General features: G+C 70.6%; 21 protein-coding genes, 1 tRNA gene and 1 pseudogene. 13 read left to right on the forward strand and 10 right to left on the reverse strand.

Annotated elements, in window-relative coordinates; genetic code table 11:
- The first annotated feature begins 226 nt into the window (after nucleotides 1-226).
- The 4 genes from SSP29_RS12040 to SSP29_RS12055 all read left to right on the forward strand — a co-directional run bounded on the left by SSP29_RS12040 (nucleotide 227) and on the right by SSP29_RS12055 (nucleotide 3,151).
- Nucleotides 227-676 carry an ATP-binding protein gene (locus SSP29_RS12040; RefSeq protein ID WP_089100542.1) on the forward strand — a complete coding sequence of 150 codons (450 nt, stop codon included), beginning with the start codon at nucleotides 227-229 and terminating at the stop codon, nucleotides 674-676.
- Nucleotides 677-714: 38 nt separating this feature from the next.
- Nucleotides 715-1,290, forward strand: coding sequence for a GNAT family N-acetyltransferase (locus SSP29_RS12045; RefSeq protein WP_089100543.1), 576 nt, complete (start codon nucleotides 715-717; stop codon nucleotides 1,288-1,290).
- 99 nt (nucleotides 1,291-1,389) lie between these two features.
- Nucleotides 1,390-2,322, forward strand: coding sequence for an intradiol ring-cleavage dioxygenase (locus tag SSP29_RS12050; RefSeq protein WP_089100544.1), 933 nt, complete (start codon nucleotides 1,390-1,392; stop codon nucleotides 2,320-2,322).
- Between the two features lie 10 nt (nucleotides 2,323-2,332).
- Nucleotides 2,333-3,151 (forward strand): triphosphoribosyl-dephospho-CoA synthase, encoded by an 819-nt coding sequence (locus tag SSP29_RS12055; protein ID WP_089100545.1) that lies wholly within the window; start codon nucleotides 2,333-2,335, stop codon nucleotides 3,149-3,151.
- A gap of 93 nt (nucleotides 3,152-3,244) precedes the next feature.
- Here SSP29_RS12055 and SSP29_RS12060 read toward each other — a convergent pair whose 3' ends face one another.
- Nucleotides 3,245-4,714 carry an aminopeptidase P family protein gene (locus tag SSP29_RS12060; protein WP_089100772.1) on the reverse strand — a complete coding sequence of 490 codons (1,470 nt, stop codon included), beginning with the start codon at nucleotides 4,712-4,714 and terminating at the stop codon, nucleotides 3,245-3,247.
- 123 nt (nucleotides 4,715-4,837) lie between these two features.
- The gene (locus SSP29_RS12065; protein ID WP_089100546.1) at nucleotides 4,838-6,223 is read right to left on the reverse strand and encodes a PP2C family protein-serine/threonine phosphatase; all 1,386 of its coding nucleotides are present in this window, start codon (nucleotides 6,221-6,223) and stop codon (nucleotides 4,838-4,840) included.
- 646 nt (nucleotides 6,224-6,869) lie between these two features.
- Here SSP29_RS12065 and SSP29_RS12070 point away from each other — a divergent pair.
- Together SSP29_RS12070 and SSP29_RS12075 are read left to right on the forward strand one after the other, a co-directional pair.
- Entirely contained in the window at nucleotides 6,870-7,544 is a 675-nt protein-coding gene (locus tag SSP29_RS12070) for a bifunctional DNA primase/polymerase (protein WP_089100547.1), read from the forward strand.
- Between the two features lie 120 nt (nucleotides 7,545-7,664).
- Nucleotides 7,665-8,204, forward strand: coding sequence for a hypothetical protein (locus SSP29_RS12075; RefSeq protein WP_245883096.1), 540 nt, complete (start codon nucleotides 7,665-7,667; stop codon nucleotides 8,202-8,204).
- Nucleotides 8,205-8,449: 245 nt separating this feature from the next.
- Here SSP29_RS12075 and SSP29_RS12080 read toward each other — a convergent pair whose 3' ends face one another.
- The 3 genes from SSP29_RS12080 to SSP29_RS12090 form a co-directional block, all read right to left on the reverse strand.
- The gene (locus SSP29_RS12080) at nucleotides 8,450-9,415 is read right to left on the reverse strand and encodes a DUF5926 family protein (protein WP_089100548.1); all 966 of its coding nucleotides are present in this window, start codon (nucleotides 9,413-9,415) and stop codon (nucleotides 8,450-8,452) included.
- A gap of 175 nt (nucleotides 9,416-9,590) precedes the next feature.
- A complete protein-coding gene (locus tag SSP29_RS12085; protein WP_089100549.1) occupies nucleotides 9,591-10,247 on the reverse strand; it encodes an ATP-binding protein in 657 nt (218 codons plus the stop codon).
- A 187-nt stretch (nucleotides 10,248-10,434) separates the two neighbouring features.
- Complete coding sequence (locus SSP29_RS12090; protein WP_089100550.1) at nucleotides 10,435-11,271, reverse strand: glycerophosphodiester phosphodiesterase; 837 nt, start codon at nucleotides 11,269-11,271, stop codon at nucleotides 10,435-10,437.
- Nucleotides 11,272-11,528: 257 nt separating this feature from the next.
- Between SSP29_RS12090 and SSP29_RS12100 the strand changes: the two genes are divergently transcribed.
- Both SSP29_RS12100 and SSP29_RS12105 read left to right on the forward strand, forming a co-directional pair.
- Nucleotides 11,529-13,040, forward strand: a complete 1,512-nt coding sequence (locus tag SSP29_RS12100) for a S1C family serine protease (protein WP_089100551.1) — start codon at nucleotides 11,529-11,531, stop codon at nucleotides 13,038-13,040.
- Nucleotides 13,041-13,100: 60 nt separating this feature from the next.
- Nucleotides 13,101-13,187 (forward strand) — tRNA-Ser (locus SSP29_RS12105).
- A 157-nt stretch (nucleotides 13,188-13,344) separates the two neighbouring features.
- Here the strand turns inward: SSP29_RS12105 and SSP29_RS59645 are convergent.
- The 3 genes and pseudogenes from SSP29_RS59645 to SSP29_RS55420 all read right to left on the reverse strand — a co-directional run.
- Nucleotides 13,345-13,790 (reverse strand): annotated as a pseudogene (locus SSP29_RS59645) (UTRA domain-containing protein); the annotation flags it as partial.
- Between the two features lie 326 nt (nucleotides 13,791-14,116).
- Nucleotides 14,117-15,013, reverse strand: a complete 897-nt coding sequence (locus SSP29_RS12115) for an SCO4651 family lipoprotein (RefSeq protein ID WP_497589677.1) — start codon at nucleotides 15,011-15,013, stop codon at nucleotides 14,117-14,119.
- 183 nt (nucleotides 15,014-15,196) lie between these two features.
- Complete coding sequence (locus SSP29_RS55420; protein ID WP_089100553.1) at nucleotides 15,197-15,385, reverse strand: hypothetical protein; 189 nt, start codon at nucleotides 15,383-15,385, stop codon at nucleotides 15,197-15,199.
- A gap of 498 nt (nucleotides 15,386-15,883) precedes the next feature.
- Between SSP29_RS55420 and SSP29_RS55430 the strand changes: the two genes are divergently transcribed.
- Nucleotides 15,884-16,279 (forward strand): hypothetical protein, encoded by a 396-nt coding sequence (locus SSP29_RS55430; protein WP_089100555.1) that lies wholly within the window; start codon nucleotides 15,884-15,886, stop codon nucleotides 16,277-16,279.
- 172 nt (nucleotides 16,280-16,451) lie between these two features.
- Nucleotides 16,452-17,357 (forward strand): GNAT family N-acetyltransferase, encoded by a 906-nt coding sequence (locus SSP29_RS12135; RefSeq protein ID WP_089100556.1) that lies wholly within the window; start codon nucleotides 16,452-16,454, stop codon nucleotides 17,355-17,357.
- A 91-nt stretch (nucleotides 17,358-17,448) separates the two neighbouring features.
- Here SSP29_RS12135 and SSP29_RS12140 read toward each other — a convergent pair whose 3' ends face one another.
- Together SSP29_RS12140 and SSP29_RS12150 are read right to left on the reverse strand one after the other, a co-directional pair.
- On the reverse strand, nucleotides 17,449-18,243 hold the full coding sequence (locus SSP29_RS12140; protein WP_089100557.1) for a glycoside hydrolase family 3 N-terminal domain-containing protein: 795 nt from the start codon (nucleotides 18,241-18,243) through the stop codon (nucleotides 17,449-17,451).
- A gap of 473 nt (nucleotides 18,244-18,716) precedes the next feature.
- Nucleotides 18,717-19,592: a bifunctional DNA primase/polymerase gene (locus SSP29_RS12150; RefSeq protein WP_089100559.1), complete on the reverse strand. Its 876-nt coding sequence runs from the start codon at nucleotides 19,590-19,592 to the stop codon at nucleotides 18,717-18,719.
- A 361-nt stretch (nucleotides 19,593-19,953) separates the two neighbouring features.
- Here SSP29_RS12150 and SSP29_RS12155 point away from each other — a divergent pair, with 361 nt between their 5' ends.
- The 3 genes from SSP29_RS12155 (at nucleotide 19,954) to SSP29_RS12165 (ending at nucleotide 22,589) form a co-directional block, all read left to right on the forward strand.
- Nucleotides 19,954-20,271 (forward strand): hypothetical protein, encoded by a 318-nt coding sequence (locus tag SSP29_RS12155; RefSeq protein ID WP_089100560.1) that lies wholly within the window; start codon nucleotides 19,954-19,956, stop codon nucleotides 20,269-20,271.
- A gap of 202 nt (nucleotides 20,272-20,473) precedes the next feature.
- Nucleotides 20,474-21,643 carry an acyl-CoA dehydrogenase family protein gene (locus SSP29_RS12160; RefSeq protein WP_089100561.1) on the forward strand — a complete coding sequence of 390 codons (1,170 nt, stop codon included), beginning with the start codon at nucleotides 20,474-20,476 and terminating at the stop codon, nucleotides 21,641-21,643.
- On the forward strand, nucleotides 21,627-22,589 hold the full coding sequence (locus tag SSP29_RS12165; RefSeq protein ID WP_089100773.1) for a bifunctional MaoC family dehydratase N-terminal/OB-fold nucleic acid binding domain-containing protein: 963 nt from the start codon (nucleotides 21,627-21,629) through the stop codon (nucleotides 22,587-22,589). The genes SSP29_RS12160 and SSP29_RS12165 overlap by 17 nt, the downstream gene beginning before the upstream one ends.

The following is a 22,589-nucleotide window of genomic DNA, read 5'->3' on the forward strand; positions in this document are numbered from 1 at the left end:
GACCCGGTCCCGCTATACGCCAGGTCCGGAAGATTCCGTTACGCCCAGGGGGGTGATCGAGAGAAAGAAGCGAAAGATCATCCTTGTGGCGAACCACCCGCTCATACACCGAAACCTCCCCCCGCGCATCCCCCGGATGGGCGTTCTCACATGAACGGAGTGCTTACACCCGCGCACGGGTGGCAATAGGTATCGGTATGTCGAGCCGCGGCCAGGAGGCTGGAGCATGAGCATCTGGTGGTCACTCCATCTGCGGCGTGAGGCCGCGAGCGTGCCGCTCGCCCGCAGGCTGCTGATCGGCACGATGGAGACGGCGGGCGTCGACCCCGACATCTCCTACGACCTCTCCGTCGCCCTCAGCGAGGCCTGTGCGAACGCCGTCGAGCACGGCGGGGCCGGCCGTACCTCGGAGGCGTACCGGGTCACCGCCTACCTGGACGGCGAGAAGTGCCGTATCGAAGTGGCGGATTCGGGGCCGGGGCTCGGCCCGGGGTTCGCCCGTACCCAGGACCTCAGACCCGCCCGTCCCGACGCCGAGCACGGGAGAGGGCTCTGTCTCATCAGAGAACTCGCGGATCACGTCCACATCGGCAACAAGCCGGGCCGCGGCGGGACCGTGGTCAGCTTCGACAAGATCCTCAAGTGGAAGAAAGATCCTTCTCTGCTTTCGGCATGACCCTCGCCCCCGCATAACACCCGCGCTAGGGTGCGCGCATGATTCTCAGAAAGATTAAAGAAAGCCTGCTCCTGCCCGGGGTGATATTGCGTCCCATTGCCGTCGGCGACGCGAAAGCGCTGTGCGCCGCATACGTCGGCAACCGAAGGCATCTCGAACCCTGGGAACCGCTCAGACCCGAGTCCTTCTTCACCGTCGAGGGGCAGACCGAGCGCATCGATGGCCTGCTGGGACAGGCCGCAGACGGCCTCCTGGCCCCCTGGATCATGGAGTCGGCCGAGGACGGCCGGATCGTCGGCGCGATCACTCTTTCCGGAATTTCCCTGGGGCCTTTCTGCAGTTCCTACGTCGGCTATTGGGTGGCTGGTGATCAACAGGGCCGTGGTCTGGCCACCGCCGCCCTGGAGCGGGTCTGCGAGATAGCCCGGGATGTCGTGGGACTTCACCGGATCGAGGCGTCCACCTTGATCGAGAACACCACGTCCCAGCGCGTGCTGAAGAAATGCGGGTTCGAGACGATCGGGGACGCGCCGCAGTATCTGCACATCAATGGAGAATGGCGGGACAGCCGGCTGTTCCAGCGGATCCTGCACGGCCGCGCCCCGGCTCTGTGACCAGCGGCTTCCCAACAGGTTCAGTTTCCTGGGCGTTCACAGGCCGTTGCCAGCTCCCGCCCATGCCTCTGACAAACGACGTTCCTAGCTTCGTCGGCCATGACGGGAAACCACAAAAACACGTCGATCACCCGCCGCCGTGCCCTCGCGGTCTCCGGCGGCACGGTGGCGGCCGGCGGCCTCGCGGTCGCCGGCTTCCAGTCGGCCTTCGCCGACACGACCGACACCAGCACCGACGCGGACGCCACGGCCTCCGCGAGTTCCACCAGCAGTGAGTGCATGACGCTGATGAGCAGCGTCACGGAAGGGCCGTACTACCTCGATGGTGCCTTGGTGCGCAAGGACATCACCGAGGGCAAGGCCGGCGTTCCGCTGACCCTGCGCCTGACCGTCGTGGACGCCACCGACGGCTGCACCCCGGTCAAGGGCGCCGCGGTCGAGATCTGGCACTGCGACGCCTGGGGCTACTACTCCGGCTACACCACCGCCAACCCGGGCGGCTCCGCCCCCGCGGAGAGCGAGGAGGGCGACTCCGCCAACGACAACACCTACCTGCGCGGCTACCAGATCGCCAACGCCAACGGGGTCGTCAAGTTCGAGACGATCTTCCCGGGCTGGTACACCCCGCGCACCTGCCACATCCACGTGAAGGTGCACACGGGCGGCGAGAAGGAGGACGGCACCTACGAGGGCGGCAAGGTCAACTACACCGGCCAGCTGTTCTTCGCCGACGACATCGCCGAGGAGATCTTCACGCTCGACCCCTACTCGAAGCACACCGGCAGCTACACCACGCTCGCCAACGACATGGTGTACGACGGCGGTGGTGCCTCCAGCGGTCTGCTGACCCTGAAGGCCGTGCACAAGAAGGACCCCTCGAAGGGCTACAAGGGCTCCCTGACCCTGGGTGTCGACCCGGACGCCGAGAACACCGGCGCCGGCAGCGGCGGCGGAGGCACTCCGCCGAGCGGCGCCCCGACGGGCGCGCCGCCGAGCGACAGCGCCTCCCCTTCGGCCTCCGCCTCCTCATAAGGTAAGGGACATGACAAGCCGCGAGGACGATGCGCTGGCGCAGGCCGCCGTGGCCGCGCTCACCGGTCAGCTGGCACTGGCCCCCAAGCCGGGCCTGCCCGACCCCCGTGACCTCGACGCCCGCAGTACGCGCCGGGAGCACGACAGTCTGCGCTGGTCGGCCAAGGCGCTGGCGCCCGGCCTCGCGGCGATGGCCGCCTCCGCCCGCCGTACCGGCGAAGCCACGCCGGTGCTGCGGGCGGAACTGGGCGCGATCGGCCGGTGCACCGAGCACTCGGTGGGCCTGGCCGGCGGCGGCCACAGGGGCGCCCTGTGGGCCCTCGGCTTCCTGGTCGCCGCGGTCGCCCTGGACCCCCGCGCCAAGGCCCGCGAGATCGCCGCGAACGCGCGGAAGATCGCCGCGTTCACCGACAAGGGCGCCCCCAAGCGCCCCTCCCGGGGTTCGTCGATCTCCGTCAAGTACGGCGCGGCCGGCGCCCGGGGCGAGGCCAGGGCCGGATTCCCGCACGTACGCCGGGCGCTGGACGCCCTGGCGACGGCCCGCAAGGCGGGCGCCACCGAGAACCAGGCCCGCCTGGACGCCTTACTGACCGTGATGTCCACCCTCCAGGACACCGAACTCCTCTACGAGGCGGGCCCGTTGGGCCTGCGCCAGGTCCAGGCAGGGGCGCGGGAAATACTGGAGGCGGGCGGCACGGCGACAGAGGCGGGTGCGGAGGCGCTCCGCACCCTTGACGCGGACCTGCACGAAAAGGGCTGGAGCCCGCGCGGCAGCGCGGGCCTGCTGGCCGGCGCTCTCTTCTTGGATGCGTTGCCGATTCCTACCTAGGGGCGCGGGGAACTGCGCGACCAGCCACCGACTACCCGTAGAACGCAACGATGGCCGGGCACCCCCTTGGTACCCGGCCATTCACATCACCCGTCAGCTCTTAAGCGAAGCCATCCACGCCTCGACCTCGTCCGACCGCCGGGGCAGCCCCGCGCTGAGGTTCCGGTTCCCGTCGGCCGTCACCAGGATGTCGTCCTCGATCCGCACGCCGATCCCCCGGTACTCCTCCGGCACGGTGAGGTCGTCGGCCTGGAAGTACAGCCCCGGCTCGACGGTCAGCACCATCCCCGCCTCCAGGACGCCCTCCACATACGTCTCGGTCCGCGCGGCAGCACAGTCGTGGACGTCGAGCCCGAGCATGTGCCCCGTCCCGTGCAGCGTCCACCGGCGCTGCAGTCCCAGCTCCAGCACCCGCTCCACCGGCCCCTCCACGAGCCCCCACTCGACGAGCCGCTCGGCCAGCACCCGCTGCGCGGCATCGTGGAAGTCGCGGTACTTGGCGCCCGGCTGCACCGCCGCGATCCCGGCCTCCTGGGCGTCGTACACGGCGTCGTAGATCTTCTTCTGGATCTCGCTGTACGTGCCGTTGACCGGCAGCGTGCGCGTGACGTCGGCGGTGTACAGGCTGTGCGTCTCGACGCCGGCGTCCAGGAGGAGCAGGTCGCCGGAGCGCACCGGGCCGTCGTTGCGGACCCAGTGCAGGGTGCAGGCGTGCGGGCCGGACGCGCAGATGGAGCCGTAGCCGATGTCGTTGCCCTCCACGCGTGCGCGGAGGAAGAACGTGCCCTCGATGTAGCGCTCGCTGGTGGCCTCGGCCTTGTCGAGGACCTTCACGACGTCCTCGAAGCCGCGGACCGTGGAGTCGACGGCCTTCTGCAGCTCGCCGACCTCCCACTCGTCCTTGACCAGGCGGGCCTCGGAGAGGAAGACCCGCAGCTCCTCGTCGCGCTCGGCGGTGACCTTGTCGGTCAGCGCCTCCTGGATGCCGGCGTCGTACCCGCGTACGACCCGGACCGGGCCGGTGGCCTCGCGCAGCTTGCCGGCCAGCTCGCGGACGTCGGCCGCGGGGATGCCGTAGAGCGCCTCGGACTCGGTGAGGGAGTGGCGGCGGCCGACCCACAGCTCGCCCTGTCCGGAGAGCCAGAACTCGCCGTTCTCGCGGTCGGAGCGGGGCAGCAGGTAGACGGTGGCGACATGGCCGTCGTCCTTCGGCTCCAGGACGAGTACGCCGTCCTCTGTCTGGTTGCCGGTGAGATAGACGTACTCGACCGACGCCCGGAACGGGTAGTCCGTGTCGTTCGAGCGGGTCTTCAGGTTGCCGGCCGGGATCACCAGGCGCTCGCCCGGGAAGCGGGCGGACAGCTCGGCGCGGCGGCGGGCGGTGTGCCCGGCCTGCTCGATGGGCTTGAGATCGTGCAGCTCCGTATCGGCCCAGCCGGACTTCATGCTCTCGGCGAGCTCGTCGGACACGCCCGGGTACAGGCCGTTCTTGCGCTGCTTGATCGGCTCTTCCGACTCGGTCTCCGGGGTCTCCGGAGTCTCCGGGGTGAGCTCGTCGGACACGGTCATCCTCCTCGACACTGCAGTGAATCCCGTCCATCGTACGGTCGTACCGAACGGCGTCCCAGGGACTCGGGGCCCACAGCGGTGTGAGGTGTGTCCGTCTCCGCCTTTCTGACTGACCGATCAGTCGAACCGGGCCGCCAGCAGGACCACGTCCTCCTCGCTGTCGGCCTCGTCCAGGCCGTCCGGCAGCACCGTGCGCAGGACGTGGTCGGCGATCGCCCCGGGGTCGTGGCGCAGCGTGCGCGGGATGCTCGCGGCGGCGGTGTGCAGCCGGGCGAAGGCGCGGTCCATGGGGTCGCCGGTGCGGTGCAGCAGCCCGTCGGTGTAGAGGAGCACCGTTTCGCCTGCCTCGGCCTGGACCTCCACGCTGGGCGCCTCCCAGCAGGCGAGCATGCCCAGCGGCGCGGACACGGAGGTCTCCGCGAACTCGGTGCGGTGCTCCCCGATCAGCAGCGGCGGGCTGTGGCCGGCCCCGGCGAGGGTGACCCTCCGCAGTGCCGGCTCGCAGTAGGCGAACAGGGCGGTGGCGGAGCGGGCCGGTTCGGTCAGCCGCAGCAGCAGCTCCAGGTCGGAGAGGACCGCGACCGGGTCCTCGCCCTCCATCACGGCGTACGCCCGCAGGGAGGCGCGCAGCCGCCCCATCGCGGCGACCGCGCTCGGCCCGGAGCCGGTGACCGAGCCGACGGCGAGGCCCAGGGCGGCGTCGGGCAGCGGCAGCGCGTCGTACCAGTCGCCGCCGCCGCGCGGGCCGGTGCGGTGCCGGGCGGCGAGCTGGACGCCGGCCACCCGGGGCAGCCGGGAGGGGAGCAGCTCCTCGGCGATGGTCGTCATGCACGCGCGCGTGCGCTCCACCTCCAGCAGCCGGGCCAGGTGTTCGGCCGCGTACCGGACGTACAGGCCGACGAGGTGGCGCTGGCGCTCGTGCGGCTCGGCCGGTTCGTCGTACAGCCAGGCGACCGCGCCGAGGCGGTCGGCCGTATCGGTGACGAGGGGGAGTGCGTAGCTGGCGGCGTAGCCGAGGCGGGCGGCGACCTCGCGGTGGCGCGGGTCGAGGCCGTCCTCGGCGAACAGGTCGGGGTGCACGATCTCGGCGGCGGCCCCGTCGTCGTACGGCAGCGCGCCGCGCGGGACGGTCTCCAGGTGGCCGAGGTCCGCGCGGCCCAGGCCCAGGCCCAGCGTGGTGTGCGGGCCGAGTCCGTCGGCGGGCTCCAGTGCCACGAGACCGCGCCGGGCGCCCACGAGGGCGGCACCGGCGCGCAGGATTTCCTGGAGGGCCGGCTCCAGTGTGCCGGTCCGGGCGAGCCGTTCGGTCAGTTCATGGAGGGTGGTGAGGTCGGAGACCCAGCCGGCCAGCCGGTCCTGGAGGACGGTGCCGGGCGCCGGTGCGGTGGGGGCCTTCGGGACGGGAGGTGCGGCCGGGGCGGGGGGTACCGGCGCGACAGTGTGTGCGGGCGTGGGAACCGTTGAATCGATTCCAGCCACTTTCGGAGGGTGCGGGGCGTTCATCGCGTCCGGCTTTCAGACCTGTGCGTATTGCTCAAAAGCATCGCAAACCCCCATGTCTTTCTGCGCCGCTAGCAGTGTCTCCACATGTACACGCACTCGTGAGGAGATGTCCAGCATTGTCCTGCCGGGATTCCTGGTGTCCGTGGGCCTCTTGAGGTCTTGCCGAGGTCTTCTCCCGGACGGCTTGCGCAAAGGCGAAGTTGGCTTAAAACTGACTCGGGTAACGGTTCATTGCGGTCGACTGGCCTTGCTCCACGGAGCGTCACAGCGGTCGTGATGGGTACGTACTCGGAGAAGGCCAGGGGTGGTTGGGAACCACCCGGAACCTGGCGACGGACCCGGGCGTCTTAACCACCGACGACCGTGCCCCATCCTCCCGTGGCGGAGGCGGAGAGAAACACTCGGAACGGCAAAACGCCAGACTTCGCCACCCCCACGCCGTGGCCGTGCTTTTGATAGACGCAGTACGAGCAGTACGACGCAGTTCTTGTGAACGCGGGCGCGGTCCCCGCTCGACCCCCAGGGGTTCCCCTTGCCCAGGGCAGGGGTGTGATGCGCCAACAGGTACGCACAGTGAAGTGATCGACACATGATGTGATGTGGTCCACGGTGTTGCCAGCGGTGCAACGGAAAGGAACGAGCGCTCATGCGCGAGATCCTCGGAAGGCGACGCAGGCTCCTGTCCAGGCGGAACGACAAGGGGCCTGAGTTTCTCGGCGCGGCCCTGACCTTCGCGACGGAATGGCAGTGGCCCGTACTCCCGGGCGTGGCTCCCGACCCTCAGGGGCGGGCCCGGTGCGCGTGTCCCGACCCCGAGTGCACGGTGCCCGGTGCACACCCCTTCGACCCCGGCCTGCTCGCCGCCACCACCGACGCGCGCATGATCCGCTGGTGGTGGGGCAACCGGCCGACGGCCCCGATCGTCCTCGCCACCGGAGCCGCCGGCGGAAAGGCGCCCTGCGCGGTCAGCCTGCCCGCCCTCGCCGCCTCCCGTGCCCTCGCCCTCCTCGACCGCCGCGGCATGCGGCTCGGTCCGGTGGTGGCCGCGTCCACCCGCTGGGCGCTGCTCGTCAAGCCGTACTCCATGGAGCAGTTGGGCGAGCTGCTCTACGCCAAGGACTTCGTCCCCGGCTCGCTCCGCTTCCACGGCGAGGGCGGCTACCTCGCCCTGCCGCCCTCCGAGACCGGCCAGGGCGCCATCCGCTGGGAGCGGGCCCCGCTGCCCGGCTCGGCCAAGCCCTGGGTGCCCGATGTGGAGGCCGTGGTGGACGCCGTGGTCGACGCCCTCACTCGTACGGGTGTGAGCGCACCCGAGTTGTAAGGGTGTCGGGCGCGAGAACACGGCTTGTCGCGTCCGCCTGGTTACTCTCCGCACATGCTGCGTAATTCTGGGGGTCGGCCCTCAGACCCCCGACTACGTCTGCTCGCCCTCGTGGGCGTCATGGTGTGCGCGGTCGTGCTGCCGCTGACCGTGGCGTCCGCGGGACAGGTGGGCGACGCCGTACACCCCGCCCGGCACGACGACGAGAAACTGCCGGCGCCGGTCCGGTCCCCGCTGGTGCTCGGCCTGGGCCTGGCCACGGCTGCCCGCTGCGGTCCCGAACTCACCTCGCCCGACGGCGTCGAGGCGCAGACCTGTGTGATGGCCCAGGGGGCGGACACCTGGGCGCGCACCTACTACCGCAACGCCACCGGGGCGGCCCTGGAGGCCGTGCTGAGTCTGCTGGGCCCGCACGGCCGCACTGTGCAGACGCACTGCGCCGCGGACGCCGACGACGAGCCCGCCACCTGTGAGACGCCCCGGGAGCACACCCGGGGCACCCTGGACGCCTACACGGCCGTCACGGAGTTCGCGGCACGCAACGGCGACGGCCCCCTGCTGCTGCGTTCCGCGAGCAACTCGGGAGACGGATCCGGGCGTTCGGCCGACGGCTCCGGGGACTCGTCCGCGGACAACTCCCAGCGGTCAAACGGGAGTTGACGAATCGCTTCGGTCCGTACACCGGGCGCGGGCATGAAAAGGCCCGGTTGCTGGCGACGGGGGATGCACCAGCAACCGGGCTACTGAGACGGTAACAAGAGATCGGCGGTTCGCAAATTCGATCTCGGCTATTCGGACACGTATTTGCTTGCCGTGTAGGGAAGTTGTGACAGGAGTCACCCGCTTCGACGGGCCTGGTGCGGCTGACCGACCGGTCAGCCGCACCCCGGTGTCCGCGCCGGTCGTCAGCTGAGCGTGACCTGCCGGTTGGTCAGTCCGCCGCGGGCCCGCCGCTCGTCCGCCGTGAGCGGTGCCTCCGAGGCCAGGGCGGTCGTGAGGCGCTCGGCGAACTCGGCGGCCGGCTTCTCCACGTCCTCCGCGCCGACCCCGCTCGGCAGGTCCCAGACCGGCACGGTGAGACCGTGGGCACGGAAGGAACCGACCAGCCGGGTGCCCTCGCCGAGGCTGGACCGGCCCGCCGCGTGCAGCCGCGCCAGAGCGTCCAGAAGCTGCTCCTCGGGATAGGGCATGACCCACCGCAGATGGTTCTTCTCGGGCGTCTCGCACCAGTAGGCGGAGTCGACGCCGGTCAGCTTCACCGTCGGGATGGCCGCCGCGTTGGCCCGCTCCAGGGAGGCGGTCACGTCCGGGGTGGCGTTCTCCGCGTCCTGCACCCAGAACTCGAAGCCGTCGTGCACAACTGGCTCGAACGGGCCCTTCGGGTCGAGCAGGTCCTGCAGCCGGGGGCTGTCGGCGGGGGCGCGGCGGGCCTGCACCGGGGTGCCCGGCTCGGCGGCGAGGGCCCGCTGCAGGGTGTCGGCGAGGTCGCGGCTGATGTCGCCGGACGCCGTGTCGTTCTGCAGGCCGAGCAGGACCGTGCCGTCGTCGCGGCGCAGCGCCGGCCAGGCCATCGGCAGCACCGTGGCGAGCGTGACCGAGGGGACGCCCTCGGGCAGACCGTCCTTCAGGGTCAGCTCGACCGTGGCGGCGGGGACCAGCTCGCGCAGCGCCACCCAGTCGCCCTCGCCCGCCAGCCCCTCGAACGGGCGGTGCACCAGCTCGGTCGCCGCGTGCGCCGCCGCCCGGCCGTGGCACGCCTTGTAGCGGCGGCCGCTGCCGCAGGGGCAGGGTTCACGGGCGCCGACAACCGGGATCTCTGCATCGCTGAGCTGCGGCCGCGTGGCCGTCGTCTGGGGTCGCTTCTTGGCCATCTGGGTGTCTCCCGGTTACGGCTCGTCTCGTACGGGCGGGAGCCTAGCCGTTCATGCCCTGGGCCACGGGAACCTGTGGACGGAGCCGCCGTCGCGTATCCGGTCGATCCCGGTCGGTCGGGTCGATCCCGGTCGATCCCCGCCGATCCCCGTCGGTCCGCTCGGTCCGACTCGGTCAGTCGAGGTCGTCGAACGCGTCTGCGAAGTCCAGGTCGGCCATCTCCGGGACCGGCGGTCCCGAGGGCGCCATGACGCGTGTGGCGAAGGCGTCCCGGCGGTCCCGGGTGTTCCCGGTGTCAGGATCACGCACGTCCTTGTGGACCACGACCCAGACCGTCACCTCGCCCCGGGCGTCGTTGCGGACACCCCAGTCGTCGGCCAGGGCCGTGATGATGTTCAGCCCGCGGCCGCCGTGTGCCGTGACCGACGGGGTCATGGGAGCCGGGCGGGTCGGACCACCGCCGTCCGTCACCTCGACGACCAGCCGGCCGCGCGTGTCGACCTGCCAGGCGGCCCGGACGTCGCCGTCCCCGGCCAGCGCGTCGCCCAGGGGGCGCCCGTGCTTGCAGGCATTGCTCAAAAGTTCGGAAAGGATCAGTACGGCATCGTCGATGACCGATTCCGATAGACCACCCGTGCGCAACTGATCGCGCATACGGTGTCTCGCCTTCCCCACGCCCGCAGGGCCATGGGGTACGGCCATGCTCGACGACGTGGGCACCTCCTGTGCCACCACCAACGCCACCCCCGAGACCTCCTTTGCCCCACGCCACGGTGTGGATGCCCCATTGGCCTGAACCGGAAACCGGCCAATGAATGTCCGGTGACGCATTCGCAACCAACGAATACGTGCCGAACGCGCCGGAGCACTCCCTGTGACGGGCCGTCGCCATATCCCCCAGATATGGCTTCGTGTGGCTGGATTTCGATGGTGTGGCCGATAAGTGAGGATGCTGTGGGCGGGCTGTCGGGTCAAGAGGTGCGAGGTGTCCTTACTTGACTCTTTATCTGAGCCCTGATCAGGACAGCTGCCGCCCCAGTCGGTGCAGCACCGCCGCCGGCCGGTTGGTGATGATCGCGTCGATCCCGAGCTCCACGCACAGGTCCACGTCCTCCGGCTCGTTCACCGTCCACACGTGCACCCGGTGGCCGTTCCGCTTCAGCCGCTCGACGTAGGCCGGGTGATTGCGCACGATCCGGATCGAGGGCCCCGCGATCCGCACCCCGGCCGGCAGCCGCCCGTCGCGCAGCCGGGGCGAGAGGAACTGCAGCAGATAGACCGTCGGCAGCGTCGGCGAGGCCGCCCGCACCCGGGCCAGCGACCGCGCGGAGAAGCTCATGACCCGCACCGGCGACTCGGCGGGGGTGGCCGGAGCGTCCAGCCCGAACCGCTTGAGCAGGACCAGCAGCCGCTCCTCGACCTGCCCCGCCCACCGCGTGGGGTGCTTGGTCTCGATCGCCAGCTCCACCCGCCGGCCGGCGTCCGCGACCAGCTCAAGGAGTCGCTCCAGCGTCAGTACGGAGGTGTCCTCGCGGTCCTCGGGCCGGAACTCCCAGTCGGGCTCCTCGTCCCGCCCGTGCCAGGCCGGGCCCTTCTTCCACGAGCCGAAGTCCAGGGCGGCCAGGTCCGCGAGCTCCAGGGCCGAGACCGCGCCCCGCCCGTTGGACGTACGGTTGACCCGTCGGTCGTGGACGCACACCAGATGGCCGTCGGCGGTCAGGCGTACGTCGCACTCCAGGGCGTCGGCGCCGTCCTCGATGGCCTTCTTGTAGGCGGCCAGAGTGTGCTCGGGGGCGTCCTCGGAGGCCCCGCGGTGCGCGACGACCTGGATGCGATGCTGTGGTGCGTGGGTCACCGCGTCATGGTGCCACCGAGCGGGGGTACCTGTGGGCACCCTGCATGCCGGTAAAGAGAACTTTTGTCGGACAGGCCCTATATAAAGGTTGTCCGTGTACCCACAGCCACCGCTTATGGTGCTCTGACGGCCTGTGGGAAAAGCTGACGGCATACAAAAGCACATGCACAGCTGAATCGCGCCGGAGCGACAGCAAGCGTGAAAGAGCGTGACCGAGTGCGACCGAGAAGAAAAGCCGTGGACCGAGGAGAGAAGCTGTGAGCACCGAGAACGAGGGCAACCCGGTACCTCCGGCCCCGTCCGCACCTCCCGTGCCGCCGACGTCTCCCGCCGCCTCGCCGCAGGCTGCCGCGTCCGACGGCGGGGAAGCGCCGACCGCACCGATCCCGCCGGCGCCACAGGGTGCGCCCGGCGCGCCCGCGGGCTACCCCTACGGGACCGCGCCGCAGGCCCCCGACAGCTCCTGGCCGCCCCCGCCGCCCGCGACCCCCTCCTACGCGGACGCGGGTGCCGGTGCGGGCTCCTACGCGGACGCGGGTGCCGGTGCGGGTGCCGGCGCCGCCTGGGGCTCGTCGTACGACCAGCAGTACCAGCAGTATCAGCAGCCCCAGCCGTTCCAGCAGCCGCAGCCCGCGCCGAAGAAGGGCAGCGGGCGGGGCGGTCTGATCGCCGCCGTCCTGGTGGCCGCGCTGGTCGCGGGCGGCATCGGCGGCGGCCTCGGCTACACGCTGGCGAAGAACAACGACGACAGCGGCTCCACGACCATCTCGTCCTCCAGCGGCGGAGCCACCCAGGTCAAGCGTGCCGCCGGCACCATCGCGGCGGTCGCCCAGAACTCGCTGCCCAGCACGGTCACCATCGAGTCCGAGTCGACCAGCGGCACGGGCGGCACCGGCACCGGCTTCGTCTTCGACAAGCAGGGCCACATCATCACCAACAACCACGTGGTGGCGGACTCCCTCGACGGCGGCAAGCTGACCGCGACGTTCCCGGACGGCAAGAAGTACGACGCCGAGGTCGTCGGCCACGCACAGGGCTACGACGTCGCGGTGATCAAGCTCAAGAACCCGCCGTCGGACCTGAAGCCGCTCGCCCTGGGCGACTCCGACAAGGTGGCCGTCGGCGACGAGACGATCGCGATCGGCGCCCCCTTCGGCCTGTCCAACACGGTCACCACGGGCATCATCAGCGCCAAGAACCGCCCGGTCGCCTCCAGCGACGGCAGCTCCACCAGCAAGGCGTCCTACATGAGCGCCCTGCAGACCGATGCCTCCATCAACCCGGGCAACTCCGGCGGGCCGCTGCTCGACGCCTCCGGCGCGGTGATCGGCATCAACTCCGCGATCCAGTCCGCCTCCAGCGGCGGCCTGGGCAGCACCGGGCAGTCGGGCTCGATCGGCCTCGGCTTCGCCATCCCGATCAACCAGGCCAAGTACGTGGCTCAGCAGCTGATCAAGACCGGCAAGCCGGTCTACGCGAAGATCGGTGCGTCGGTGTCCCTGGAGGACGGCACCGGCGGCGCGCAGATCACCGACTCCGGCTCGGGCGGCTCCGCCGCGGTCGAGTCGGGAGGCCCCGCGGACAAGGCCGGCCTCAAGCCCGGCGACGTCATCACCAAGCTGGACGACTCGGTGATCGACAGCGGCCCGACCCTGATCGGCGAGATCTGGACCCACAAGCCCGGCGACAAGGTTGCGATCACCTACAAGCGGGGCGGCAGCGAACACACGGTCACCGTCACCCTCGGCTCCCGCGTCGGCGACAACTGACCCGCACACGCCCGCACGAACCGGTTACTCTGTTCCCCGCGCCGATCTCCACCGGCGCGGGGTGGGTTGCCCGAGCGGCCTAAGGGAACGGTCTTGAAAACCGTCGTGGCAGCGATGTCACCGTGGGTTCAAATCCCACACCCACCGCGTGACGTTTACGGCCCCTGACCAGGAAAGACGGTCGGGGGCCGTTGGCGTATGCACTCCCCCTCGGACACCGCTGTTCCCCCTGGTTTCCCGCTCTGTCGGGCACAGAAGGGGCACGACGTGAGGGCCTTGGATCATGGCCTGAGGGGGCTGTCGCCTACCGGTTGATCGGAATCTCGTAGACGATCTCGCAGTGGGCGGCGGGTACGATGATGTCCGCGGTCTCGACGGGCCGTCCTTGGTCGCTGTAGCAGGTCCGCCGGATGTGGGTGACGAGAGCGGCCTTCTGGACGCCGAGGAGCGAGGCTTACTCGGCGGTGGCCTGGCGGGGCTCGGGCTGCTCCACGGCGTGGCTGACGGTGATCCTGATGGCGGCCATGCGGTTCACGACGCCGGTCCCGGCGTGCGGGCCTCCCTCGGGGAGGACGACGAGGGTGCCGGCGGTGAGGTCGTAGGGCTCCCAGCTCGTGGACAGCTGCACGGGCCACTCGTACGAGGTCCGCACGCACAGGTCGCCTTCGGCGATGCCCAGCCGCGCGGCGATGGCGGCGGGGGCGGGGACCTTGCGTCGGTCCGGCTCTCCCAGTCCCTTTGTCCCCCGACGGACGACGCTGGTGCATCCCCCGTCGCCTCAGCGTTGTTGCATCGAAGCCATTGCTCCAGCTCGACCGGGACAGTCCCCCTTTCCGCCTCGGTCGTCTTGCTGCAGCGGCCTTGCCGGCCCCTGCGCCTCCACGTCAACACGCTTTCCGACTGCGGTGGCGGGGTGTGGGGCTGTGTTCGGGGGCGTTCACCTGGGTCCATGGCCGATCGGTCGTCGGCGCCGGGAGGGGTGTGGGTCCTGCTTGAACGGTCGTGAACGCGGCTGAACGAGACGGAAACTGAGAAGGGGTCACCGCCTCAGACGTTCTCCTCTGCCCAGGTGTCGCTCATCCTTTCTGGGCGTCGTCCGCGATCGGGGTGGTGTCCTTGGCCGGCGGGGCTTTGATGGTCATGGGCTGATTGATGTCGAGGAAGGTGATCGTCAGGTCGAGCGGCCCGTCTCCGGCGTCGGCAAACATGTCGTTGTGCTTGGCCCGCATACGGAACTGTTTGGTGCGGTCGTTGCCGTCTATCCACAGGTCCATGGTGAGCGGGTTGGAAACTTCGAGCTGTATGAACTGATCGAGGCGCCCTCCGATGAGGCCCCTGCTGTTGACCGTCCCCTTGTAGTGCGTGGTCTTGGCGCCGTCGACCGCCTCGGTCCCGATCAGACGCAGATCCTTGGACCCGGTCAGAAGCGTGGACTGCGCAGTTGGGTTTGCCTGCAGCTGACTGGGCAGTACGCCGTAGGACTGGTTGTCCGCTCCGCCGCGCCCCCATATGGCCGGCGCGGCGCTGAGCCAGCTCTTGCCGTTCAGCTTCTCGGGACGCACCGCACTCCCGCCGACGTACATCACCTTGCCGACGAACCGGATCTCCAACTGGCCGCGCCTCCCCTGGCCGTTCCCACCCTGGGCGGCCGCAGCGGTCATCGTCATACTCATGGCCGGCGGCTGCGTGTTCATGGAGGCCTCGGCCTCCAGACGGCCTCTCCCCGGCACGGTCCCGCTGATCCGATAGCGGAGCGACGTGATGCCCTTGGCGTTCTTCTCCGCCCTCGCCACGGCCAACGCAGGAGTCACTTTGGGTTGGCCTGCAACCGCTGAACCACTCCTGGCGCCCCCTCCGCAGGCAACCGATCCCCCTGCGAGCAGTACGGCCACGAACGCCACGCTCGTGACTCTGCGCGGTACGGAAACAAGAACGGACATCCCCACAACCCCCAACATAAATGGCAGATCCATGCCAAGGTCGTGAGCCTAACTCGGGATGCGTCCTGATACCTGCTGGGGTATGCGCTGACCTCGGTGAATGGTCGACAGGGGGCCTTGGCAGGCGGTGACCCGTTTCCCGTGATTCCCCGCTGTTCCCCGCCCGATCTGGTGCGGTTGTGGTGCGTGCATTCGTCATCCACGCTCGGGCGCCGTCTACCGCTTCTGCGCCCTGTAGCGCTTCATCAGCGCAGATATCCGCACATGGTCAGCCTGGCCGTTGAGCTCGGCCACGAGATCGTCAGGACACAGCTCGTAGAAGTCGCCCCACCATCGACGTCCTCGGTTGTCCCAGATCCGGTATCCACCCGGCACGCCTCGGGCGACGTAGCGTCTCCTGCTCATGGTCCCCCTGTTCCGGGCACGGTTCGTGCCGGGTCCTCCCAGGGGTCGTATCGCTTCAGTGCCGCCTGTTCCGGAAGCCCGAGCCGTTCGGCCGCCCGGCGTCGCTCCCGGACCTCTGCAGTCGACCGCGGCCGGTAGCCGGGACCGCCGCAACCGCATGAGTGGAAGGTGAGGCCGGCACGCAGCGTGGCCCCAAGCGCTTCCCAAGCGTTCTTGTCTCTATGGCGAGGGATGGCAAGGTCGTACCCAGCGTTCATCATCGGGGTGCGGCAGCGCGGGCACGGATGCGCTCGTGGCGGTAGTGGGCTCTGCTTGAACGACGACCGGCAGGCCAGACACACGAAGTGCCGCTTGTAAGGGGCCGCGTATCGGCACATGCCGACAGAGTAGAGAGGGCGCTTCCCACGCGACCACCGCTTTAGGGGTTCGATCGCGTGCTCGTTGGCCGCCTCGGCACCCCGCTGCCGCTCCGATGCCCCGGCCTGGGAGAGTGGTCCCGTGCTGCTGGATCCTGAGAACACGCTGTTCGTCCGTGGTGCCACGCCCGTGCTCCTGCTGGCCGGCGCGCCTGTCCACGATGCCTTGCCGTTCCTGACCGCGCCGGACGGGGCGGTGCCGTTGTGCGAGGGCTGGAGCATCGTTCCCCGACTCACCCTGTGCGTGGTGGACGGACCTGGGGACCACGGGCTCGTCGTCCCTGCTCTCGCTGCGCCGGTGGTCGGCGGGGCCGACGACGGCACGGCATCTGGCGGCATGGGCGACTGGTGCGCGGATGCCGAGCAGGCCGGCGGAGCAGTCGTTCTGTCGTTGGACCACCTGCCCGAGGCACTCGACTGGTCTGCCCTGCTGTCCTCGGGCACCGCCCGCGGCGGCTTCATGCCTGCGCTGGCCTGACCGTAGGAGCGTCGGGGCAACGCGGTATGCCGGCGCATCTGTGTGGTCCGCCACGTGCGAGCAGGTCAAGAAGAGGACTGCACGATCTCGGTCGACTGAAGCGGGCGGGTGCATGGCCGGTCCATGCCCGGCTCCGGCCGGCCCGCATGGTCGGGATGGGAAGGTGTCGGGCATGCGCTCAGCCGACTGGTACCTGACCGACGACGTCGACGACTTCCTCGCCCGGGCCGGGGACTTCCTGCGCTCGCGTCCCGGCCTGCACGTCATGCAGTTGACGTGGGCCGAGAGAGTGCGGGTGCGCGGGGCGGAGGCGTTCGGCACCGAGGCCCCCGTCTTCGGCGTGCTGGAGCAGGCGGGCGAGGCCCGCGCCACCTTCTACGGCCTCCCGCCCCGCGGCCTGGGCCTCTCCCCGCTCACGCCCGAGCAGGCCGACTCCCTCGCCGCCCGCCTGGCCGCCCTCGGGCACTCCCTTCCCACCGTCAGCGCTGACCACGGCTCGGCCACCGCTTTCGCCGAAGCCTGGCAGCGGCACACCGGCGCGACGCCGAGACTCCGCGACACGCGGCTGCGCCTCTACCGCCTCGGCACGCTCACCCCACCGGATCCGATGCCGGCCGGCCGGGGCCGTGTCCTGGGCGAGCAGGACCTCGAACAGGCCATGTTCTGGTGCGGCGAGTTCGCCAGGGCCGTCGGGGAGGGCGTCGCCATCGACGCCGGCACCTGGGCCGGCACGCGCTACGCGGACAAGGGCTACACGCTCTGGGAGACCCCGGACGGCACGCCCGTCTCCGTCGCGGGCCTGAACCCGATGATCGGCGGCCAGATCCAGGTGGACGTCGTCTACACCCCGTCCCAGCTGCGCGGCCGAGGCTACGCGGGTGCCGTGACGGCGGAGGTCAGCCGGGCCGCGCTGGCCGCGGGCGCGCAGGACGTCGTCCTGTTCGCGGACCTGTCCAACCCCACCAGCAACGCCCTCTACCAGCGCCTCGGATACGCCGGGCTCACCGACTGGAGCGTGTACGACTTCGGGTACGACTTCGGGTATGACTTCCCGACAGCCGCGCCGGCAACCGCTTGAGAACTCTGCGGGGAACTCTGTGGGGAACTCCGCGGGGTTTGCGCGAGCTGCGGGAGCTGCGGGAGCTGCGGGAGCTGCGCGGTCTGCGGGATCAGCCTGTGCGCCAGTCGTTGATCCGCTTCTCCCACTGCCTGTCGTCCGTCGTCTCCATGAACTCGCGGCGGTTGATGAGCAGGTAGATGTCGCCCGGGGACGGGGCGGCGGTGCTGAGGATGAGGGGTTTGCCGGCGTTGAGGAGGCCACCGAGGAAGCGGCCGTAGAGGTCGGTGAAGCGGGTCTCGGCCGCGGTGATGTCCGCACGGGTGAGGACGAGAGGGCTGGTGTCCGACCAGTCCGTGAGGACCAGCCGGTCGGAGTGCAGGACGATCCGCCCGCGACGCTGGAAGAGGGCCTTCTGGCTGACCAGCGCCGCGGTGATGGTGCTCAGCGCGTGGATCCCCACCGCGCGGGCCTCCCGGGCCACCGCCGCGTACACCTGGCCGATCAGTTCCGGGTCGAAGGTCGCGCCGAGTGCCGGCCCCTCCGGGAACATCGTCGAACCGGGGCCCACGGAACCGTGTGTGCCCTCGCTGATCTCCAGCAGCGGAATGCCGAGCCGGGTGTCACGGGCGAGGCGCTGGAGCCGGTTGTGCTGCTCGGCCTGCTCGCGTGGCGTGAGCGGGTGCGGTACCTCGACAGAACCGGACAGGGTCTGGTTGACCAGGCCGAAGAAACCGCCGCCCGGGCCGAGCCGGAGCTGCCCGGCGCCCGTGCCGACCACGGTCCGGCCGCGTACGTACGCCTCCCGGTTCGCCACCGTGCCCGTCGGGTCCGTGGAATCGCCGAGCAGCTCCTGGGGGAGACAGACCGGGATGTTCAGCTGGCCGATCTTGTCGGCCACTGTCATGCGGGCCAGCAGTGCTTCGACGCGTCGGGAGGCCGAGCCGCCCGCCCGCCGGTCCGACGCCGGCGTGCACCCGCAGTCGGGCTCGGGCTCGGGCTCGGGGTCGGGCTCGGGCTCGGGGTCGGGCTCGGGGTCGGGGTCGGGCTCGGGGTCGGAGCCGCGGCCAGGGCCGAGGCCGGGGCCGCCCCGGCTGTCACCGCGGCCGCGCCCACCAGCGCTCGCCGGGAAATCTTCGCCTGATCCATACCGCCAGCATGGCGAGCGGACCCCGCCCGGATCAGCTCCCGAAAGTCTCCCTCCGCGCATCTTTCGTCGCTGCCTCGGCATCCCGAAGGCATCCCGAAGGCCTCCCGAAGTCGCATCGGGGCGGGCAGTACGCCCTCAGAGCTCGTAGTCCTGCGCCGGCTCTTCCCAGGCCACCTCCCGCAGTCCTCGGTCCGCGTCGTGGCCCGACGGCGGCTGGGGGTGTTCGAATTTCAGGGCCGGCGGCCGGTCATACGGGCCGCCGACGCGATCGTCGCGCGGGCCTCGTGTTCCGTCAGGCCCGTGTGGACCGCCGCGTCGATCAGCGGGGCCCGCAGGGCTCGGCCGATGCCGTTCTCGTAGGCGCGGCAGGCCGCCCAGAAGAGGCGGGTGTTGCGCTGGCCCTCGTGGGCGGAGAGGACGAACTGGACCAGGCCCTGGCCGCGGTTGCCGACCGAGGGATGGGTCGAGGGGTGCGGCGCGCGTGGCGGCGGGAGCAGGAGGCGGAGGAGGGACGGGGGGCAGGGTGCGGGGACCAGGTGCTCGGTGCCGGGGGCGGTGGCGTAGACGCCGTGGTCGGTACGGGAGCCGGGGCCGACCAGGTAGCCGCCGGCGCCCCGGATGTCGATGCCGGGGGCCAGGCGGCTCGCCGAGTTGGGGATCACGGCGTCCGGGGGGCCGGTCAGCCAGAGGTGGCGGCCGCCGCTCGGGGTGAGGACGACGACCGTCGGCGGGAGGGTGAACAGGTGCCGCAGAGCCAGTTCGCGCAGGGCGGAGGTGGCGTCCGTACCGGACTTCACGTCGAGATCGATGCCGATCAGGCGGTACGGGGGCAGCCCGCAGGCGATGCCGTAGCCGGTCGCCCAGGGCGCCGCGGCGAACAGTTCGCGGATGCGGGCCGGGTCGGTGGTGGCGTCGTACACCCCGTGGCCGGGGCGGCCGCACTCGCCGTGGCAGGGCGGCAGTGCGGGGTCCGGGTCGTGGCGGTGCGGGGAGCGCAGGGCCGGGAGCTTCGTGCGGGACAGGGGGATGACGGCCAGGCCGCGCTCGGCGGCTGACAGGGCGTGTGCGAGGGCCAGCGTCGTGGCCTGCCGATCGGTGGTGGCCATGGCTCCATGTTCGTACGTGCGTTCGAAAAAGGGAAGAGGGCGCCGGTGTGACACGCCGAGGGCGGTGACTTCGCCGCAGGCCCGGGACGGAACGGTTTTTCCCTTGGAGTACCTGATGGTGGTGGATGTCCTGGGTGGTCACGGCTGGGACGGGAGTCAACCAAAGATGGCGAAAAGGGTTTATCGACTTGTCATCACGCTTGAGGGCGAATAACGGCTTCCGGGGTGGTTCGCCGGGGATTCGGTGGGCAACTCTGGTCTCGCGACGTCGATGACAACCACCGAGGCGGTCGGCCAACTGCCCCGGAAAAAGCCTTACTTGACGTACTTCCGGCACTGCCGGGCTCTGAGAGGAAACAACATGGCAAGCATCCGTACCGCCCGCGTTCTCGCCGCCGTCTCCGCACTCCCGCTCGCCGCCGCCCTCTTCGCCGGTGTCGCTGCGGCGGACAACGGCGCGATCGCGGACAACGGATCGAGCGCCAACGCTGGCGTGGCGGGCATCATCGGCAGCGGAGTCGGCCACGACAACAACGGCAACTCCGCCACCACCCAGCAGAACGCGGTGGGCAACGGCGCCTCGAACCAGAGCAACACCGCTCAGGTCAAGGGCTCCGCCTGGACCGCGATCCAGCAGGGCAACGACAACGTCGCCGTCCACTTCACCCAGCTGTGGTAAGCCCCGGCTGAGCCCTGGTGGGGGTGTGGTCTGTGGGGATGGGCAGTGCGTCCGTGCGGCGGTGCTTCGGCACCGCCGCGCAGGCGTTTTCCGGCCCCCTTCGCCGTCCCCTTCGCCGTCCCCTCCGCCGCCCCTCCGTCGGTGCCTCCGCCAACCCGCTCGACCTTGACAGTGGGCCGTATCTGACGGACAGTCAGAAACCATGCATCTGGCTCCCACCGAACGCCAGCAGCGGCTGCGTGCCGAACTCCGCGCCTACTTCAGGGCCTTGATCCCGTCCACCGCACCCGAGACGCCCGCCGAACGCCGTGCCCTGCTGCGCCGCATCGGCGCGGACGGCCTGCTCGGCCTCGGCTGGCCCGTCGAGTACGGCGGTCAGGGCCGGGGCGCCGACGAGCAGTTCGTGTTCTTCGACGAGGCGTACCGGGCCGGCGCCCCCGTCTCCATGGTCACCCTGAACACGGTCGGGCCGACGCTGATGAAGTACGGCAGCGAGGAGCAGAAGGCCCGCCTCCTGCCCGGCATCCTCCGCGGCGACCTCGTCTTCGCCATCGGCTACAGCGAACCCTCCGCCGGCACCGACCTGGCCTCGCTGCGCACCCGGGCGGTACGGGACGGCGACGGCTGGCGGATCGACGGGCAGAAGATCTTCACCTCGGGCGCCCAGCACGCCGACTGGATCTGGCTGGCCTGCCGGACCGACCCCGAGGCGCCCAGGCACCGCGGCATCTCGATCCTCCTGGTCCCCACCGACGCCCCCGGGTTCTCCTGGACCCCGATCGAGACCGTGGGCGGCCAGATCACGACAGCGACGTACTACGACGGCGTCCGCGTCCCCGCCGGGAACCTGGTCGGCACCGAGCACGACGGCTGGTCGCTCATCACCAACCAGCTCAACCACGAGCGGGTCGCCCTCGCCGCGACCGGCATGCAGGCCGAGGACTTCTACACGGCCGCGCTGGCCGCCGCCCGCACCCCCGATCCGGTGACCGGGCGACGCCGTGTTGACGAGCCGTGGATTCGTTTTCGGCTGGCCGAGGCGCATGCCCGGCTGGCGGCGAACCGCCTGCTCAGCTGGCGTCTGGTGGGGGATGCGGGGGCGGGCCGGGTGGCCCCCGCGGAGGCCAGCGGGGTGAAGTTCGCGGGAACGGAATCGGCAGTCGCGACGTATCGCATGTGTCAGGAGATCGTCGGCGAGGCGGCATTGATCCGGTCCGGCTCGCCGGGGGCGTTCGGGAACGGCGAACTGGAGCGGCTCAACAGGGCGGCGCAGATCAACACGTTCGGGGGCGGGGTGAGCGAGGTGCAGCGGGAGATCGTCGCGACGATGCGGCTCGGGATGCGGAGGGGTGGCCGTGGCCGGGGGGACTGACGAGCTGGGGGCGCGGCTCAAGGCGTACGAGGGGCAGCCGGCCTCCCGGGCGGGCACCGGCAAGGACCCGGTCAACCTGCCCATGATCCGGCACTGGTGCGAGGCGATGGGCGACACGAACCCGGCGTACGAGGGGCCGGACGCGATCGCCCCGCCCACCATGCTCCAGGCCTGGACGATGGGCGGCCTCTCCGGGAACACGGCACGCACCGGCGCGTACGACGAGATGTCCGCCCTGCTCGACGAGGCGGGCTGTGTCTCGATCGTCGCCACCGACTGCGAGCAGGAGTACCTGCGCCCGCTCCGGCCGGGCGACGAGCTGGTCTTCGACACGGTGATCGAGTCGGTGTCCGGGCGGAAGACGACGAAGCTGGGCACGGGCTACTTCGTCACCACGCGCACGGACATCCGGGTCGGCGGGGAGCTGGTGGGCGTCCACCGCCTCCGCGTCCTCAAGTACGCGCCCGCGGGCAAGCCGGCCAAGGCTCCGCCGCGCCCCCGCCCGGTGGTCAACCGGGACAACGCCGGCTTCTGGGAGGGCGTGGCCGGGAAGCGGCTCCTCGTCCAGCGCTGCGCCGGCTGCGGCACCCTGCGCCACCCCTGGCTGCCGGGCTGCAACGCCTGCGGCTCCCTGGACTGGGACACGGTCGAGTCGTCCGGCGAGGGCACGGTCTATTCGTACGTCGTGATGCACCACCCGCCCTTCCCTGCCTTCGACCCTCCCTACGCGGTCGGCCTGATCGAGCTCGCCGAGGGCGTGCGGATGGTGGGCAACGTGGTGGGGGTGCCGTACGACAAGGTGCGGATCGGGCTGCCGGTACGGGTGGAGTTCCGCCGGTACGAGGACGCGGAGGGGGCGCTGACCCTGCCCGTCTTCCGGGCCGCCGACGCACTCGACGCGCTCGGCGATCGCGGTGCTCCCGGCGCTCCCGGCGGGGAGGTCTGA

Origin of the sequence: Streptomyces hyaluromycini (genome assembly GCF_002217755.1) — a bacterium.
Lineage (GTDB): Bacteria > Actinomycetota > Actinomycetes > Streptomycetales > Streptomycetaceae > Streptomyces > Streptomyces hyaluromycini.

Coding starts and splice junctions, on each gene's coding strand:
- SSP29_RS12160 (WP_089100561.1), top strand. CDS start 20,474: ATGCATCTGGCTCCCACCGAACGCCAGCAGCGGCTGCGTGCCGAACTC.
- SSP29_RS12135 (WP_089100556.1), top strand. CDS start 16,452: ATGCGCTCAGCCGACTGGTACCTGACCGACGACGTCGACGACTTCCTC.
- SSP29_RS12140 (WP_089100557.1), bottom strand. CDS start 18,243: ATGACAGTGGCCGACAAGATCGGCCAGCTGAACATCCCGGTCTGTCTC.
- SSP29_RS12075 (WP_245883096.1), top strand. CDS start 7,665: ATGGTGTGCGCGGTCGTGCTGCCGCTGACCGTGGCGTCCGCGGGACAG.
- SSP29_RS55420 (WP_089100553.1), bottom strand. CDS start 15,385: ATGAGCAGGAGACGCTACGTCGCCCGAGGCGTGCCGGGTGGATACCGG.
- SSP29_RS12085 (WP_089100549.1), bottom strand. CDS start 10,247: ATGCGTCACCGGACATTCATTGGCCGGTTTCCGGTTCAGGCCAATGGG.
- SSP29_RS12155 (WP_089100560.1), top strand. CDS start 19,954: ATGGCAAGCATCCGTACCGCCCGCGTTCTCGCCGCCGTCTCCGCACTC.
- SSP29_RS12080 (WP_089100548.1), bottom strand. CDS start 9,415: ATGGCCAAGAAGCGACCCCAGACGACGGCCACGCGGCCGCAGCTCAGC.
- SSP29_RS12115 (WP_497589677.1), bottom strand. CDS start 15,013: ATGGATCTGCCATTTATGTTGGGGGTTGTGGGGATGTCCGTTCTTGTT.
- SSP29_RS12040 (WP_089100542.1), top strand. CDS start 227: ATGAGCATCTGGTGGTCACTCCATCTGCGGCGTGAGGCCGCGAGCGTG.
- SSP29_RS12050 (WP_089100544.1), top strand. CDS start 1,390: ATGACGGGAAACCACAAAAACACGTCGATCACCCGCCGCCGTGCCCTC.
- SSP29_RS12055 (WP_089100545.1), top strand. CDS start 2,333: ATGACAAGCCGCGAGGACGATGCGCTGGCGCAGGCCGCCGTGGCCGCG.
- SSP29_RS12070 (WP_089100547.1), top strand. CDS start 6,870: ATGCGCGAGATCCTCGGAAGGCGACGCAGGCTCCTGTCCAGGCGGAAC.
- SSP29_RS12150 (WP_089100559.1), bottom strand. CDS start 19,592: ATGGCCACCACCGATCGGCAGGCCACGACGCTGGCCCTCGCACACGCC.
- SSP29_RS12045 (WP_089100543.1), top strand. CDS start 715: ATGATTCTCAGAAAGATTAAAGAAAGCCTGCTCCTGCCCGGGGTGATA.
- SSP29_RS12065 (WP_089100546.1), bottom strand. CDS start 6,223: ATGAACGCCCCGCACCCTCCGAAAGTGGCTGGAATCGATTCAACGGTT.